Genomic DNA, 14,873 nt, shown 5'->3' with positions numbered 1-14,873 from the left:
GCGGTACAAAATGTGGGAGGCGCCAGGCTCAATTGATCGCAGCCGGGCGGTATTGCAGCGCCTCCTTCAGATGGTCCCGGCTGATATTGTCCACTTGATCCAGATCCGCCAGGGTGCGCGCTACTTTGAGCAACCGATGAGCCGCCCGCAGCGACAAAGTCAGCCGCTCGCAGGCGCTCTCCAGCCAGCTTTCATCGGCTTTCGCCAACTGACAGTGCTCACGCAGCCTCGGCAGATCAAGAAAGGCGTTGGCGCAGCCCTGGCGCTGTTGCTGACGCTCCCGCGCATCGGCCACCAGGGCTGAGGCCGTTGCCGTGGTCTCTCCAGCCTGCTGGGTGGGATTGAGCGCAGTGGTTTCACGCGCCACGGTAAGGTGCAGGTCGATCCGATCCAGCAAGGGGCCAGACAGCTTGTTGCGATACCGCTGGATCTGTTCCGGCGTGCAGCGACAACGCCCAGTGGGCTCACCCATGTAACCGCAAGGGCAGGGGTTCATCGCCGCTACCAGCTGAAAGCGCGCCGGGAAACTCACGCGGTCGCGGGCGCGGGAAATCACGATATGGCCCGACTCCAATGGCTCGCGCAGAACTTCCAGCACCTTGCGATCAAACTCCGGCAATTCGTCCAGGAAGAGCACGCCATGGTGCGCCAGGGTGATTTCCCCTGGCTGCGGTTTCGACCCACCGCCCACCAATGCCGGCCCTGACGCCGAGTGGTGCGGCTGGCGGAACGGCCGGTGCGGCCAGTGGCTCAGTGGGGCGAGGCTGACCACCGACTGAATGGCCGCCACTTCCAGGGCCTCCTGTTCGCTCAGCGGCGGCAGCAAACCGGGCAGGCGGCTGGCGAGCAAGGTCTTGCCGGTACCCGGTGGCCCACTGAACAGCAGGTTATGTGCGCCCGCTGCGGCAATCAGCAATGCCCGCTTGGCGGCCAGCTGACCCTGCACTTCGCTCAAATCAGGGTACGGCTTGTTCAGGTACTGCAAGCCATCGGACTTGTAGGGCTCAATCGGCACATGCCCATTGAGGTGCGCCACCACCTGCAGGAGGTGATCCACTGCAATCACTTTCAAACCCGACGCCAGGCACGCTTCCTCCGCGTTCGCCCGCGGCACTATCACCGTGCGCCCGGCCTTGCGCGCCGCTAAAGCCGCTGGCAACACACCTTTGACTGCGCGCACTTCACCGGACAACGCCAACTCACCCAGGCATTCAACGTCATCGAGCATCAACGCCGGCACTTGCACACTGGCGGCGAGGATCCCCAATGCAATCGCCAAATCAAAACGCCCGCCGTCCTTGGGCAGGTCGGCGGGCGCGAGGTTGAGGGTGATACGGCGCGAGGGGTATTGCAGGGCGCAGTTGAGAATGGCGCTGCGAACGCGGTCCTTGCTTTCCTTGACGGCGGTTTCGGGTAAACCCACCAGGGTCAAGGACGGCAAACCATTGGCCATGTGCACCTCGACGGTGACGGCGGGGGCTTCTACGCCGACCTGGGCGCGGCTGTGGACGATGGCGAGGGACATGCTCGTTCCTTGAAATGGGAGGCCGCTTCCTGCGGTTTTTCAAGGGTAGACGAGGTGGAGAAGGGCGAGGCGGGGAGGTTTTACAGAACGTATCCAGAGCAAAGGTGGGAGAGGACTGGCCCCATCCCACACTGATCGCATTTATTCAGCCGCAGGTGTCAACCGCGCTTCCAGCTCTGCGACTTTGGCCTCCAGACTCTCCAGTCGCGCACGGGTGCGGGCGAGCACCACCATCTGGCTGTCAAATTCTTCCCGGCTGACCAGATCAAGCTTGCTGAAACCACTTTGCAGCAAAGCCTTGAACTGACTTTCGATTTCATTGCGGGGCAGCGGGGTTTCGCCGCTGAACAGGCGAGAGGCGTGGCCGCTCAGGGCGTCGAGGAGGTCTTTGGGCGCGAGCATGGGAAATATTCCGGAAAACTGTTGGCGGGCAGTGTATCACGCAGCGTCTATAGTCTTTTTCACGGCCTGCGGCGCACGCTTTTCGCGCATCGGGCCGGGCGGCGTCGCACTGTTTTCGTGCGCATTGCAGCCGCCAAGTAGCCCCGTGGGTGGGGTTAAGCGGGCAAGGGACTGATTTCAGTGATTTTTACGGAGCTGGCAAGGTTTCTGCTTAGACGATCATGACCCATGCACTGATGCAGTCGCTGTGACGAATGCAGTGCGCCGACGGATCAGGGGTACAGGTTTCGTCACCAGTGGTTCGCTGGCGTCCCAATGGCAACTGCCCTTGCGACGATGCGTTACAAAGCCAGGCACTGCGCTTAGACTTGAGACGGGTTTGTTTTCCTGGGGCAAGTCCACCAATTCGGGAGAGAGTTTTCATGAAGCTAGTCACTGCCATCATCAAGCCGTTCAAGTTGGACGATGTACGCGAGTCGTTGTCCGAGATCGGCGTGCAGGGCATTACCGTTACTGAGGTCAAGGGCTTCGGTCGGCAGAAGGGTCACACCGAGCTGTATCGCGGCGCGGAATACGTAGTCGATTTCCTGCCGAAGGTGAAGATTGATGTCGCCATTGACGACAAGGATCTTGACCGGGTTATCGAGGCGATAACCAAGGCCGCCAACACCGGCAAGATTGGTGACGGCAAGATCTTCGTGGTCAATCTGGAACAGGCTATTCGCATCCGTACCGGCGAAACCGATACCGACGCAATCTAAGCCGCCAAACCCCAACGCCCCAGGAGAAAACAATATGACTCTGCGTAAATTCGCAGGGCTCGGAGCCCTGTTGTCCATCGTAATGCCAAGCCTGGCCATGGCGGCAGACGAAGTGGCTGCTCCAGTCCTCAACTCCGGCGACACCGCCTGGATGCTGACCGCCACCGCACTGGTGCTGTTCATGACCATCCCCGGCCTGGCGCTGTTCTACGGCGGCATGGTCCGCTCCAAAAATATTCTGTCGGTGATGATGCAGTGCTTCGCCATCACTGGCCTGATCAGCATCCTGTGGGTCGTCTACGGCTACAGCATTGCGTTCGATACCACCGGTATGGAACAGGGTGTGGTCAATTTCAATTCCTTCTTCGGCGGCATGGGCAAGGCGTTCCTGGCGGGCGTGACCCCGGCCAGCATCACCGGGCCTGCGGCGTTGTTCCCGGAAGCGGTGTTCATCACCTTCCAGATGACCTTCGCCATCATCACCCCGGCGCTGATCGTGGGTGCCTTTGCTGAGCGCATGAAGTTCTCCGCGATGCTGATCTTCATGGGCATCTGGTTCACCCTGGTCTATGCGCCCATCGCGCATATGGTCTGGAGCGGCAACGGCGGCCTGATGTGGGACTGGGGCGTGCTGGACTTCGCCGGCGGCACCGTGGTGCACATCAACGCTGGTGTAGCTGGTCTGGTGGCGTGCATCGTGCTCGGCAAGCGTAAAGGCTTCCCGACCACCCCAATGGCACCGCACAACCTGGGTTACACCCTGGTGGGCGCGGCAATGCTGTGGATCGGCTGGTTCGGCTTCAACGCCGGTTCTGCTGCTGCCGCCAACGGCACCGCCGGCATGGCGATGCTGGTGACTCAGATCGCTACCGCTGCTGCGGCGCTGGGCTGGATGTTCGCCGAGTGGATCACTCACGGTAAGCCAAGCGCACTGGGCATTGCCTCGGGCGTGGTGGCTGGCTTGGTGGCCGTTACACCGGCCGCTGGCACCGTTGGCCCAATGGGCGCCCTGGTGATCGGCCTGGTGGCGGGCGTGGTCTGCTTCTTCTGCGCGACCAGCCTCAAGCGCAAGCTCGGCTACGACGACTCCCTGGACGCATTCGGCGTGCACGGTATCGGCGGTATCGTCGGTGCGATCCTCACCGGTGTGTTCGCAGCCCCCGCATTGGGCGGCTTCGGCACCGTGACTGACATCGCGGCTCAAGTCTGGATCCAGTGCAAAGGTGTCGGCTTCACTGTGATCTACACGGCCATCGTCACCTACGTCATCCTCAAGGTACTCGACATGGTCATGGGCCTGCGTGTTACCGAAGAGGAAGAGGCTGTCGGCCTCGACCTGGCGCAACACAACGAACGCGGCTACAACTTGTAAGTACGCGTTAAAAAGATGCCCGGCTTGCCGGGCATTTTTTTGCCTGGCGTTTGTCAGTCGTAAGAGGCTGTGCGGTTTTTTGCGCTGACTTTGTGATCGGGCGCGCACGGCACTTTTCACCGTGCGAATGTCTTACAGGCATGTAGGCGTATTCGACACTTTGTTTTTTCCCTGAGCGCGCTAGAATGCGCGCCGATGGGCGGAGAACTGTATGTGGCAACAGACCCTGATTACCCTGCGGGCCAAGCCCCGGGGCTTTCACCTGGTGACTGATGAGTTGCTCGCCGGCTTGCCTGAATTGAAGGCGTGTCGTGTGGGCCTGTTGCACCTGTGGTTGCAGCACACCTCGGCCTCGTTGACCGTCAACGAGAATGCCGACCCGGCGGTTCGCCGTGACTTCGAACGTTTTTTCAACGCGCTGGTGCCGCAAGGCCGTGCCGGGTTCGAACACAACGACGAAGGTCCGGATGACCTGCCGGCGCACTTCAAGGCCAGTCTCCTGGGCTGCCAGCTGAGTTTGCCGGTCAAGGCCGGCCGCTTGGCGATGGGGACCTGGCAAGGTGTTTATCTGGGCGAGCACCGTGATCATGGCGGTGCTCGTAAAGTCCTCGCCACCTTGCACGGTGATGGGGCATAAGCCACTGGTTATCCAGTGGATGTTGATTTTTCTCCGGCGACCTCGACAGAGGGCGAAGCTGGGCTATAACTAATCTGCTTTTCGCAAGTCATGAGGTAGAACATGAGCGACGATGATCTGGAAAACGACGAACTCGAAGTAGGTGACGAAGACGACACCGAAGAAGGTCTTGAAGCTGCAGCGGAAGACGTTGCGGACGACGACGGTGGCGATGATGCACCTGCCCCGGCGGCCAAAGGCAAAGCCAAGGCAGCTGTTTCGGTAGATGAATTGCCGAGCGTTGAGGCCAAGAACAAAGAGCGCGATGCCCTGGCCCGTGCGATGGAAGAATTCCTCGCTAAAGGCGGCAGAGTGCAGGAAGTCGAGGCTAACGTGGTGGCAGACCCACCCAAGAAGCCGGATAACAAGTACGGCAGCCGACCTATCTGAGGTCAGTCACCTGCTTGTAAGAAAAAGCCCGCCGTCGCTGCGGGCTTTTTCATGCCTGTGAGCTTTGTGATCATCCAAATGTGGGAGGGGTTTTGCCCCCTCCCACATTTGGATCTCCAGTGTTATTGCCAGCTGCGTAGCAGTGCTGGCAATTCGGTCAGGCTGCGAATCTGCGCATCCGGGTGCTTATCGCCTTCCCACACCTTGCCCGTCGGGTTGAACCACACCGCCCGCAACCCAGCCTGCTGCGCCCCGGCGATGTCATCGCCCGGATGGTCGCCAACATGCACCGCCGCACTGGCGTCCACGCCACCACGCTGCAACGCCTCTTGAAACAATCGCGCATCCGGTTTGGCAATCCCGATATCTTCAGCACGCAGGGCGAAATGGAAATAATCCGCCAGACCAACGCGCTGCACATCGGCATTGCCGTTGGTGATCACGCCGAGCAGGAAGTGCTGGCGCAGGGCTTTGAGCATCGGCTCGGCTTCCGGAAACACGCTGATCTGGTGGCGGGCGTGAATGAACGCTTCGAAGCAAACATCGGCCATCTCCGTGGCTTGCGGCTGTGGATATCCGGCCTCCTCGAAGGCGTGCATCAGCACCCGGTGGCGCAACACGCTGATGCGGTGCTTGAGCTCCGGATGACGTTGCAATACCTGTTGGCGCAGGCTGGCGAAATGCTCCAGCGGCAGATCACCGACCTTGGAGGCATGCACGGCCAGCCATTCGCGCATCGACGCTTCGGCGCTGATGATGACGGGTACGTTGTCCCAGAGCGTGTCGTCCAGGTCGAAGGTGATCAGCTTGATACTCATGAGTCGCCGCCCTTGATGCGTTTGGCCCGTGGATGGGCGCTGTCGTACACCGTTGCCAGGTGTTGGAAGTCCAGATGGGTGTAGATCTGCGTGGTCTTGATGTCGGAGTGGCCGAGCAGCTCCTGCACGGCGCGCAGGTCCTGGGATGACTCCAGCATATGGCTGGCAAAGGAGTGCCGCAGCATATGCGGGTGCAGGTTCTGCCCCAGTTCGCGCTCGCCGGCGGCCTTGACCCGCACCTGAATCGCCCGTGGCCCCAGGCGCCGGCCTTGCTGGCTGATAAACACGGCGTCGTCCGCCGGGTTGGCCAGCGCCCGCAGCGGCAGCCACAGTTGCAGGGCTTCGCGGGCCTTTCTGCCCACCGGCAGCACGCGGGTTTTGCTGCCCTTGCCGAGGACTTGCACCAGTCCGTCCGCCAGGTCCAGCTGGTCCAGGTTCAGGCCGGTCAGTTCCGACAGGCGCAGGCCCGAGGAATAGAACAGCTCCAGGATCGCCTGGTCGCGGTGGGCGAGGAAGTCGTCTTCCACGGCGCCGTCGAGCAATTGCAGGGCGCGGTCGGTGTCCAGGGTCTTGGGCAGGCGCCGTTCGCCCTTGGGCGCAGACAGGCCGTTGGCCGGGTCGTGATCGCACAGGCCTTCGCGGTTGAGGTAGTGATAGAGCCCGCGTACAGCCGACAGCAGGCGCGCCAGGCTGCGCGAGGACTGGCCGGCGTGGTGCAGGCGTGCGATCAGGCTGCGCAGGTTCTGGATATCCAGGGCCTTCCAACTGGTGACCTGCTGTTTTTCGCAGTAGGCCAGGACCTTGTTCAAGTCCCGTCGGTAGGCTTCCAGCGTGTGGGGCGACACCTGACGCTCGTTGCGCAGGTGAGCGCAGTAAGCGTCCAGTTGCCGTTCCATGGCTAGCGCACCGCGCGCAGGGCGGTGGTGAAGCGCGGCAGAACGCGGCCCAGCACTTCGGCGATATAGGTCAGGAACAGCGTGCCCACCGAGCTTTTGTAGTGCGCGGGATCACGGCTCGCGATGGCCAGCACGCCATGCAAACCTTGATGGCTGAGGGCGACCACTGCAGTGGAACCGATCTCCTTGCGCTGTTCGGCGCCAAACAGGAAGTCCAGCTCGTGCTCGCGCAGGGTGCCGCTGATGCTCTTGCCCTCGGACAACAGGCCGCCAATCGCGGTCTGCGCGTCGCTGCCGCTGACCCAACGGCCCACCGGCATCGGGTTGTCGCTGAACAGGATCAGGCTGACAAATGGCACCTGGAAGTCCTGGCGCAGGCTGTCTTCTACCGCGATCACGGTTTCTTCCAGGCTGGTGGCGTCCATCAGGGCAAGAATCAGGCGACGGGTCTTGTCGAACAGGCGGTCGTTGTCGCGGGCGACGTCCATCAGGTGCGAGAGCTTGTGACGCATCTCGATGTTGCGCTCGCGCAGGATCTTCATCTGTCGTTCCACCAGCGACACGGTGTCGCCACGCTGGTGGGGGATGCGCAACGCCGGCAGCAGTTCTTCGTGCTCGACGAAGAAATCCGGGTTCGCCTCAAGGTACGCCGCGACAGCAGCGGCCTCCAGACTTTCGCTCGGGGTTGCGGGTGCGGGTACTTGAGGCTTATCGGTCATTAGCTGGGCTCACTCATAGACGGACCTGTCCTTCGTATACACGCGAGGCCGGCCCGGTCATCAGCACCGGGTGGCCAGGGCCTGCCCATTCGATGGACAGGCGTCCACCGGGCAGGTCGATCAGCAGCGGCGAATCCATCCACCCCTGGCTGATCGCGGCGACGGCAGCGGCGCAAGCACCGGTGCCGCATGCCTGGGTTTCGCCGGCGCCGCGTTCCCATACACGCAATTGCGCGCGGGAACGGTCGATCACCTGCAGGAAACCCACGTTGACCCGCGCCGGAAAGCGCGGGTGGTGTTCGATCTTCGGCCCCAGTTCATGCACGGGGGCATTGTTGATGTCGTTGACCCGCAGTACGGCATGGGGGTTGCCCATGGACACGGCGGCGATGTCCACCGACTGGCCGTCCACATCCAGCGCGTAGCTGACGGCCTGCTCGGTGGCCTGGAACGGAATATCCGCCGGCACCAGGCGTGGCGCGCCCATGTTGACGCTGATCTGGCCGTCGCTGCGGATATCCAGTTCGATCACGCCGCTCTTGGTCTCGACGCGGATCTGGCGCTTGGCAGTCAGGCGCTTGTCCAGCACGAAGCGCGCGAAGCAGCGCGCACCGTTGCCACACTGCTCCACTTCGGAGCCGTCGGAGTTGAAGATCCGATAGCGGAAATCCACCTCCGGGTTGCTCGGCGCTTCGACAAGCAGCAATTGGTCGAAACCAATCCCGGTATGCCGATCGCCCCACTGTTTAGCGTGCTTGGGCAGGATGTGCGCGTGCTGGCTGACCAGGTCCAGGACCATGAAATCATTGCCCAACCCGTGCATCTTGGTAAAACGCAGCAGCATGGCTTACTCCGGCAGCAGGCTTTCGCCAGCATACAACTCGGCTACCGTCTCGCGGCGACGCACTTCAAACGCTTGATCACCGTCCACCAGCACCTCGGCGGCACGGCCGCGGGTGTTGTAGTTGGAACTCATGACAAACCCGTAGGCACCGGCCGAATGCACGGCCAGCAGATCGCCTTCTTCCAGGGCCAACTGACGATCCTTGGCCAGGAAGTCACCGGTTTCGCAGATCGGGCCGACGATGTCATAGGCGCGGGCTTCGCTGTCGCGAGGCGTCACTGCGGTGACATTCATCCAGGCCTGATACAGCGCCGGGCGGATCAGGTCGTTCATCGCCGCGTCGACGATGGCGAAATCCTTGTGTTCGGTGTGCTTGAGGTACTCGACCTGGGTCAGCAGCACGCCGGCGTTGGCGACGACATAGCGACCGGGCTCGAACATCAGTGTCAGGTCGCGGCCTTCAATGCGCTCACGCACGGCCTGGATATAGTCGGCGATCAGCGGTGGCTCTTCATCGCGATAGCGCACGCCCACGCCACCACCGAGGTCGATATGGTGCAGGTAGATGCCGCACTCGCCGAGGCGGTCGATCAACGCCAGCAAGCGGTCGAGGGCATCAAGGAACGGCGGGAGGCTGGTCAGTTGCGAGCCGATATGGCAGTCGACACCCAGCACTTCCAGGTTTGGCAGTTGGGCGGCGCGGATGTACACATCTTCGGCGTCGGCAATGGCGATGCCGAACTTGTTCTCTTTGAGACCGGTGGAAATGTACGGGTGGGTGCCGGCATCGACGTCCGGGTTGACGCGCAGGGAGATCGGCGCACGAACGCCCATCTCGGCGGCTACGACTTGCAGGCGCTCCAGCTCGTCGGTGGATTCGATATTGAAGCAATGCACACCGACTTCGAGGGCGCGGCGCATGTCTTCGCGGCTCTTGCCGACGCCGGAGAACACAATCTTGTCAGCCTGACCGCCAGCCGCCAGTACTCGCTCCAGCTCGCCACGGGACACGATGTCAAAACCAGCGCCCAGACGCGCCAGGACATTCAGTACACCCAGGTTGGAGTTGGCCTTGACTGCGTAGCACACCAGGTGCGGTACGCCGTCCAGTGCGTCGGTGAAGGAGCGGTATTGCGCTTCGATGTGAGCGCGGGAGTACACGTACGTCGGGGTGCCAAAGCGCTGGGCAATCGCGGACAGCGCCACGCCTTCCGCGAACAGCTCGCCGTCCCGGTAGTTAAAAGCGTCCATGGAGTTCCCTTATTCGTAGGTGTCGTGCTTATGCGCTTTGGATGGCTTTTGCGACGATTGCGCCTGTTCATTCGGGTCTTTGCTGTCATCGGGCAGGTACAGCGGGCCTTTTTGACCACAGGCACTAACGAGGCAAGCGACCGCGACGAGCGCAGCAAGGGAAGAGATCAGGCGCTTCATGGCGAAATCCTTGAATATGCATTAATTGCGCCCGAGTATACCGACCACCCGCCAGCTTGCCTATGCGCTGAAATACCCGTCCGGCGGGGGTTTGCCGACACGAAGGTGAAGCAGGCTACGCTGGCAGAGGATATTTCGTACCGTCATCGGTAGCGAAATCGGTATCCTTTGCAATCGGCGAAGCTCGCCCGTATCGTGCGGCGCTTGAGCAAAACCAGACACTTTTGAGGTTGCCACAATGAGTTTGACCGAAGCCCGTTTTCACGACCTGGTGGATTCGACCCAGCAGGCGCTGGAAGATATTTTCGACGACAGCGGCCTGGACGTGGACCTGGAAAACTCGGCCGGCGTGCTGACCGTCAAGTTCGACAGCGGCCAACAGTTGATCTTCAGCCGCCAGGAGCCGCTGCGTCAGTTGTGGTTGGCGGCGCGTTCCGGTGGCGTTCACTTCGACTACGACGAAGAAAGCGGCAAATGGCAATGCGACAAGAGTGAAGAGCTGCTGGGCGAGATGCTCACGCGCCTGGTCCAGGGATATACCGGCGAAGAGCTGGATTTCGACGAGATTTGACTGTGACCCAGCCTGTACCTGTCCGCCCGCCCAAGCCGCTGTTCAGCAATGTGAGCCCTGCGGTGCCGTCACCTTGTATCAGTTTGTGTCGCCTGGACGAGCAAAAAGTCTGCCTCGGCTGCTTTCGCCACGTCGAAGACATCCGCGAATGGCGCTCCGCCGACGATGCGCGGCGCCGGGTGATCTGTGCCGAGGCCGAGCAGCGCAGGGCGAACACCTGAGGCTGTCTTGTTTATTTGTGACGCTGTGGTAGTGTCCGGGTACGCCTCAACTCACCGAGGCCCGTGAGAACCCCGCCTTTTTTTGGCGGGGTTTTGCTTTTTTGTGCAGAAAAAAGGAGTCTGCCTGAATCATGACCACCGCACCGTCCATCATCCTCACCCGTCTTGACGTGCAGCGCCTGGAGCAATTGATCGACCGCTTGGGCGACGCAACTCCCGGCGTCGAAGCGTTGCAAGCCGAACTCGACCGCGCCGAAGACGTGGTCGGTCACGATGAAGTGCCTGCGGGTGTCGTGACCATGAACTCCAGCGTGCATTGCCGTGAGCAAGGCAGCGGCAAGGACTACCACCTGACCCTGGTCTACCCGAAAGACGCCAATGCCGATGAAGGCAAAATCTCGGTCCTGGCGCCAGTGGGCAGCGCATTGCTCGGCCTGCAAGTGGGCCAGCACATCGACTGGCCTGCACCGGGCGGCAAGACGCTGAAGCTTGAATTGCTCAGCGTTGAAGGCCAACCCAAGGATGGCGGAGCGTTCCCGCTTTAAATCTGGCTCAGCGCCGCATTCAGCGACAACTCCAGCTCGGCCTTGTAACGCAGGTAAAGGTTGCTCGGGCTCTGCACATCGCCGAGTAGGCCCGATAGATCAAGGTCGGTGATGTAGCAGCGGTAGCGTTCGGTTTCCCGGCGCTGCCCGACGATCTCCTGGGCGACCACGGCAAATAGCTGGTCGCCGAACTCCAATTCGCAAAACTCCCGTTGATTACAGTACAGCGTGATGCCCACTTGGCCGGGTGCTGCCTTGCCGATAATCGCCTGCACGTCGTAAAACGGTTTGTTCGTCGGGTTGTGCGGCGTCGGGCGGGGCTCGATGCCGCGTGCGCGGCCGTTGCCTGACGGCAATAATTGGTAATACAAGGTCTGCGCCGCGCCCAGCGGCTGTTGCGTGTCCAGCGGCGACAACGCCTCGCGACGATAGATGATTGATTGCAGGAAGCGCTGCAACGGCGCCAACAGGCTCTGCTCATCATGAAACGGCAGGCGCTGTTGCCACAGTGCGTTGAACTCATCCAGCACATACAGCTCGGCGAAACCTTCATTGACCCGATAGAACACCTGCACGCAATCGGCCATGCCCATGGGCAACAGCAGCGCCAAGTCGTGGTCTTCCAGCGCCATGGAATCCAGATGCAATGGGCTGTAGCTGGCCAGCTCTTCACTGAGGTAGGCGATCAGCGCGTCCTGGGTTGCCAGTGACACGTGGGTGGCCTGGCCCGGCGTCAACTCCATCACGTGGTAGTGCTGCTGGACTTGCAGCAAGTACCGGTGATTGGACTGACCCAGCAGCAGGTTCTGCGCGGTGTCGAAGATTTCTTCCACGCGCTGGGCAATGAATTGCGCACGGTTGTGACAGAAGCAGCGCACCCGCAGCCGTGGCAGGTGGTCCGGCGGCAGTTGGTTGAGGTAGTCGCGCAGGCAGTCGAGCAAGGCGTGCGGGCCGTCGTAACGGCTGACCATTACCTCGTTCCAGCTGTTGAGCGTGACCTGGTCCAGGGTCAGCACCAGGTTATCGCGCACCCCGGCATAGCTCAGGGAATCGGTGCGCTCGGTGGTCATCAGGATATTCAGGTCGCGGTGATGCTTGAGCGGGTCGACGCCGACGTTGATCAGCAGCAACACCTCCTCGGGCACCGCCGAGCGCAGCAGGCTGATTTCATCGACGCTGGTCAGGGGCAGGGCGACGGTCTGCTGCAGGCTGCCCAGCAGGTTGAACAGCTCGAATTCGGTCATGTCGCTGGTGCCGGGGTGCAGCGCCAGGCGCGTGCTGCTGTCGATCACGCCATTGCGATGGCACCAGGTGAGCATCTCCAGCAGGTCGCGGCTGCGCTTGATCGGCGCGAAGTGCTCCCATTCCAGCGCGGTGAGGTTGCCGTTGTACAGGCCCCAATGGTGCTGGCCCGGTTCCTTGCGGTTGGGCGACTGCACCAGGGTCAGGGTGTCTTCGGCCAGGTCCGGGGCGATGCCGGGGTTGATGAACTCGACCTTGCCGGCCTTGCGCTCGAAGGCGGCGTACAGACGCCGGCCCAGCACATTGAGATCGCGCTTGTTGATCAGGCTGACGGTCTGTTCGGTACGGGCAAACTGGGTCAGGAAGCGATAGCTGTAGTTCAGCTCGCTGACCAGCGCACGACGCTCTGACGCCACCTGGCGCACTTTCCATTGGCTGCGGCTGTCCAGCAGGGCCAGTTGACGCTGGTCCCAGCCCCACTCGTGGGCGAGGCGCTCCAGCAACAGTCGCTGCCAACTGGTGCTGCGTTGGCCGGCGGTGAGTTTGCGATTGACCTTCAGGTACAGCGCACGGCGCACCAGCTCCAGGCGTTCCGGCTCGTTGCGGGCCTGGAGGTATTCCTCGATGCGGCGGTACACCACGATGTACGGGTCCAGCTCATCCAGGTCCATCTGGTTGGCGAACACCGCGCGCTTGAAGCGCAGGCTCAGGCAGTGCACGTTCGGGTGCTCGCTCGCGTAGACCTCAGTCAGCAGCAGCTTGAGCACCGATTTGTAAGGCGACTCGATGCCTTTGAACAGTTGCCACAGCCCCGCGCCAATGAATTCGCCGGGGGGAATATGCGCGAGGTGGCCCAGGTCGAGGGTTTCATCGGCGCGAATAAACCGCTTGGAAAGCAGCGTATGGGTGAATTCGGCGTAACGGGTTTCTTCGTATACCGGCACCAGCCACCAGATCGGCGTGCGCCCGGCCAGCCAGATGGCGGTGCGGTAAAACTCGTCCAGCAGCAGGTAATGCTGGGTGGTGCCGCAGTCGTCGGAGCTCAGCTGGGTGTCGCGTTCACCGAGCACAAAGCGCGTCGGCTCGATCAGAAAGAAGTGCGCCTCGGCGCCCATGGTCAGGGCCCAGGCTTCCAGCATCTGGCATTTCTTACGCAGTTCGGCCTGCTCGTTTTCGCTCAGGTCGGGAGCGTGGCAGACCCACACGTCCATGTCGCTCTGATCCGCCTGGGCCAGGGTGCCAAGGCTGCCCATCAGGAACAGGCCATGGATCGGCTTGGGCTGATTGACCGGCCGCGGCTTGTAAGAGAACGAGCGGGTCAGGCGTTGGGCTTCGGCCAGGGCCTGGGCGTCAGGTTCGAAGTTCGACAGCCCGGCCGGCGTGCTGCCCGATACATAGCCGGGCAACAGCGGATGATTGACGTGGAAAAACAGCGGCAGCAGGGTCAACACGCTTTGTTGGCGCGGCGTCAGACCTTCGACTGCACGGGCCATGCGGCCTTCGTTGAGGGCCATGAAGCGCGCGCGCAGTTGGGCCAGCACCTTGCGGTCGATGCCTTCGTCCAGGTCCGGGCGGATTTCATGGGTGCGGGTCATGTCGAACTCGTGGCTCGCAGAGCCCGACGTGGGCGGCCGTGTAGGAGTTTACAGTCAGTGGCGTAGGAGTTTTAGAGGGAAAGCAGCGTTTGATGCCAGAATTTTCTCACGTGCACAGCAAAGCCCTCGGAATCCGCAATGGGCGGACTCCATGGGCGGTAGTCGGTATCAGGCGGCTTCTTTGGTGTTGGCAGTGGTCAAAATGGTCAGCAGGGTTTGGGCCTGCTCCGCAGCGTCCCGGCCAAGGCTGGTGAGGTAGCCTCCGTCCGGCTGGTCGATCAGTCCTTTTGCATGGAGTCGCTTGGCAGCGGCGATAGCAGTGGCAGCGGCGGTCTGGTGGACTTTCAGACCTTCCTTGGTGCTGTCCAAGGGAAAGAGTACAAGGATTTCCAGTTCGGCAACCAACTCAGGGGTATACGACATAAGGACTCCAGACTTTCTAAAATTTATTAGAGGCTAGCAGACCATAAGGTGAACGCACTTTGCCGAACTGTCCAGCGTGTTGCGGTGTGCCGGGGTTATTCCTTTTCCGGCGGCAACTCAGGCAACGCCCGCAGCGCGGTTTCATACCAGTCGGTATTGAAGGCGCGGTCTTCTTCCAGCATTGCGTCAATCTCGAATGCGAGCACGTGGGCCATGAGATTCAGGATCTCTTCACGCTCATAACCCACCAACGTCAACTTGTTGAAGGTAGCTTTGGCGGCAGGCGGGTTGTCGCTTTCGATCTGGTTCTCGATTGCTTCGATCAGGGTGTTTTCGGTGAATTCTTCTTCGTCGTTATCGATATCGGTCGGCTCGCTCATGGCAGGCTCCTCAAGGAAAGGGCGCCAGTCTACCCCCATTCAGGCAGGTGATGCTGCTGGTC

At 61.5% G+C, this 14,873-nt stretch carries 18 protein-coding genes; 7 read left to right on the top strand and 11 right to left on the bottom strand.

The annotated features are described in order from the left end of the window. Positions 1 to 28 precede the first annotated feature (28 nt). Together AB3G88_RS27600 and AB3G88_RS27595 are read right to left on the bottom strand one after the other, a co-directional pair. Positions 29 to 1,525 carry a YifB family Mg chelatase-like AAA ATPase gene (locus AB3G88_RS27600; protein WP_112192748.1) on the bottom strand — a complete coding sequence of 499 codons (1,497 nt, stop codon included), beginning with the start codon at positions 1,523 to 1,525 and terminating at the stop codon, positions 29 to 31. 141 nt (positions 1,526 to 1,666) lie between these two features. Next, positions 1,667 to 1,927, bottom strand: coding sequence for an accessory factor UbiK family protein (locus tag AB3G88_RS27595; RefSeq protein ID WP_099585989.1), 261 nt, complete (start codon positions 1,925 to 1,927; stop codon positions 1,667 to 1,669). A 422-nt stretch (positions 1,928 to 2,349) separates the two neighbouring features. Between AB3G88_RS27595 and glnK the strand changes: the two genes are divergently transcribed. From glnK to sutA, 4 genes are all read left to right on the top strand, one after another. Beyond that, positions 2,350 to 2,688, top strand: coding sequence for a P-II family nitrogen regulator (gene glnK / locus AB3G88_RS27590; protein ID WP_002555808.1), 339 nt, complete (start codon positions 2,350 to 2,352; stop codon positions 2,686 to 2,688). A 34-nt stretch (positions 2,689 to 2,722) separates the two neighbouring features. Continuing rightward, positions 2,723 to 4,060 (top strand): ammonium transporter, encoded by a 1,338-nt coding sequence (locus AB3G88_RS27585; protein WP_112192747.1) that lies wholly within the window; start codon positions 2,723 to 2,725, stop codon positions 4,058 to 4,060. Positions 4,061 to 4,271: 211 nt separating this feature from the next. Further along, positions 4,272 to 4,697 (top strand): secondary thiamine-phosphate synthase enzyme YjbQ, encoded by a 426-nt coding sequence (locus tag AB3G88_RS27580; protein ID WP_099585988.1) that lies wholly within the window; start codon positions 4,272 to 4,274, stop codon positions 4,695 to 4,697. 102 nt (positions 4,698 to 4,799) lie between these two features. Continuing rightward, positions 4,800 to 5,126 carry a dormancy-specific transcriptional regulator SutA gene (sutA, locus tag AB3G88_RS27575; RefSeq protein ID WP_032884367.1) on the top strand — a complete coding sequence of 109 codons (327 nt, stop codon included), beginning with the start codon at positions 4,800 to 4,802 and terminating at the stop codon, positions 5,124 to 5,126. Between the two features lie 122 nt (positions 5,127 to 5,248). On the opposite strand, the gene AB3G88_RS27570 is transcribed toward sutA, so the two are convergent. From AB3G88_RS27570 to lptM, 6 genes are read right to left on the bottom strand one after another with little or no spacing between them, the layout of a single operon-like run. After that, positions 5,249 to 5,944, bottom strand: a complete 696-nt coding sequence (locus tag AB3G88_RS27570) for an HAD family hydrolase (protein ID WP_122305523.1) — start codon at positions 5,942 to 5,944, stop codon at positions 5,249 to 5,251. After that, positions 5,941 to 6,840, bottom strand: a complete 900-nt coding sequence (gene xerC / locus AB3G88_RS27565) for a tyrosine recombinase XerC (protein WP_099585986.1) — start codon at positions 6,838 to 6,840, stop codon at positions 5,941 to 5,943. The genes AB3G88_RS27570 and xerC overlap by 4 nt, the downstream gene beginning before the upstream one ends. A gap of 2 nt (positions 6,841 to 6,842) precedes the next feature. After that, the gene (locus tag AB3G88_RS27560) at positions 6,843 to 7,559 is read right to left on the bottom strand and encodes a DUF484 family protein (RefSeq protein WP_099585985.1); all 717 of its coding nucleotides are present in this window, start codon (positions 7,557 to 7,559) and stop codon (positions 6,843 to 6,845) included. Positions 7,560 to 7,572: 13 nt separating this feature from the next. Beyond that, positions 7,573 to 8,403, bottom strand: coding sequence for a diaminopimelate epimerase (gene dapF / locus AB3G88_RS27555; RefSeq protein WP_158879226.1), 831 nt, complete (start codon positions 8,401 to 8,403; stop codon positions 7,573 to 7,575). A gap of 3 nt (positions 8,404 to 8,406) precedes the next feature. Further along, on the bottom strand, positions 8,407 to 9,654 hold the full coding sequence (gene lysA / locus AB3G88_RS27550; RefSeq protein ID WP_480452526.1) for a diaminopimelate decarboxylase: 1,248 nt from the start codon (positions 9,652 to 9,654) through the stop codon (positions 8,407 to 8,409). A gap of 9 nt (positions 9,655 to 9,663) precedes the next feature. After that, positions 9,664 to 9,834 (bottom strand): LPS translocon maturation chaperone LptM, encoded by a 171-nt coding sequence (lptM, locus tag AB3G88_RS27545; RefSeq protein WP_010207449.1) that lies wholly within the window; start codon positions 9,832 to 9,834, stop codon positions 9,664 to 9,666. A gap of 238 nt (positions 9,835 to 10,072) precedes the next feature. On the opposite strand from lptM, the gene cyaY reads away from it, so the two are divergent. The 3 genes from cyaY to rnk all read left to right on the top strand — a co-directional run bounded on the left by cyaY (position 10,073) and on the right by rnk (position 11,171). Then, the gene (cyaY, locus tag AB3G88_RS27540; protein ID WP_480452524.1) at positions 10,073 to 10,405 is read left to right on the top strand and encodes an iron donor protein CyaY; all 333 of its coding nucleotides are present in this window, start codon (positions 10,073 to 10,075) and stop codon (positions 10,403 to 10,405) included. A 2-nt stretch (positions 10,406 to 10,407) separates the two neighbouring features. Continuing rightward, positions 10,408 to 10,626 (top strand): DUF1289 domain-containing protein, encoded by a 219-nt coding sequence (locus tag AB3G88_RS27535; protein ID WP_099586240.1) that lies wholly within the window; start codon positions 10,408 to 10,410, stop codon positions 10,624 to 10,626. 131 nt (positions 10,627 to 10,757) lie between these two features. Further along, entirely contained in the window at positions 10,758 to 11,171 is a 414-nt protein-coding gene (gene rnk, locus AB3G88_RS27530; protein WP_099585981.1) for a nucleoside diphosphate kinase regulator, read from the top strand. Here rnk and AB3G88_RS27525 read toward each other — a convergent pair. The 3 genes from AB3G88_RS27525 to AB3G88_RS27515 all read right to left on the bottom strand — a co-directional run bounded on the left by AB3G88_RS27525 (position 11,168) and on the right by AB3G88_RS27515 (position 14,811). After that, on the bottom strand, positions 11,168 to 14,008 hold the full coding sequence (locus AB3G88_RS27525) for a class I adenylate cyclase (protein WP_099585980.1): 2,841 nt from the start codon (positions 14,006 to 14,008) through the stop codon (positions 11,168 to 11,170). The genes rnk and AB3G88_RS27525 overlap by 4 nt on opposite strands. A 168-nt stretch (positions 14,009 to 14,176) precedes the next feature. After that, positions 14,177 to 14,431, bottom strand: coding sequence for a TIGR02647 family protein (locus AB3G88_RS27520; RefSeq protein WP_099585979.1), 255 nt, complete (start codon positions 14,429 to 14,431; stop codon positions 14,177 to 14,179). A gap of 95 nt (positions 14,432 to 14,526) precedes the next feature. After that, complete coding sequence (locus tag AB3G88_RS27515; protein ID WP_480452521.1) at positions 14,527 to 14,811, bottom strand: hypothetical protein; 285 nt, start codon at positions 14,809 to 14,811, stop codon at positions 14,527 to 14,529. Positions 14,812 to 14,873 lie beyond the last annotated feature (62 nt).

The organism is Pseudomonas arvensis, assembly GCF_056688935.1.
This window is presented reverse-complemented; position numbering and strand designations above follow the sequence as displayed.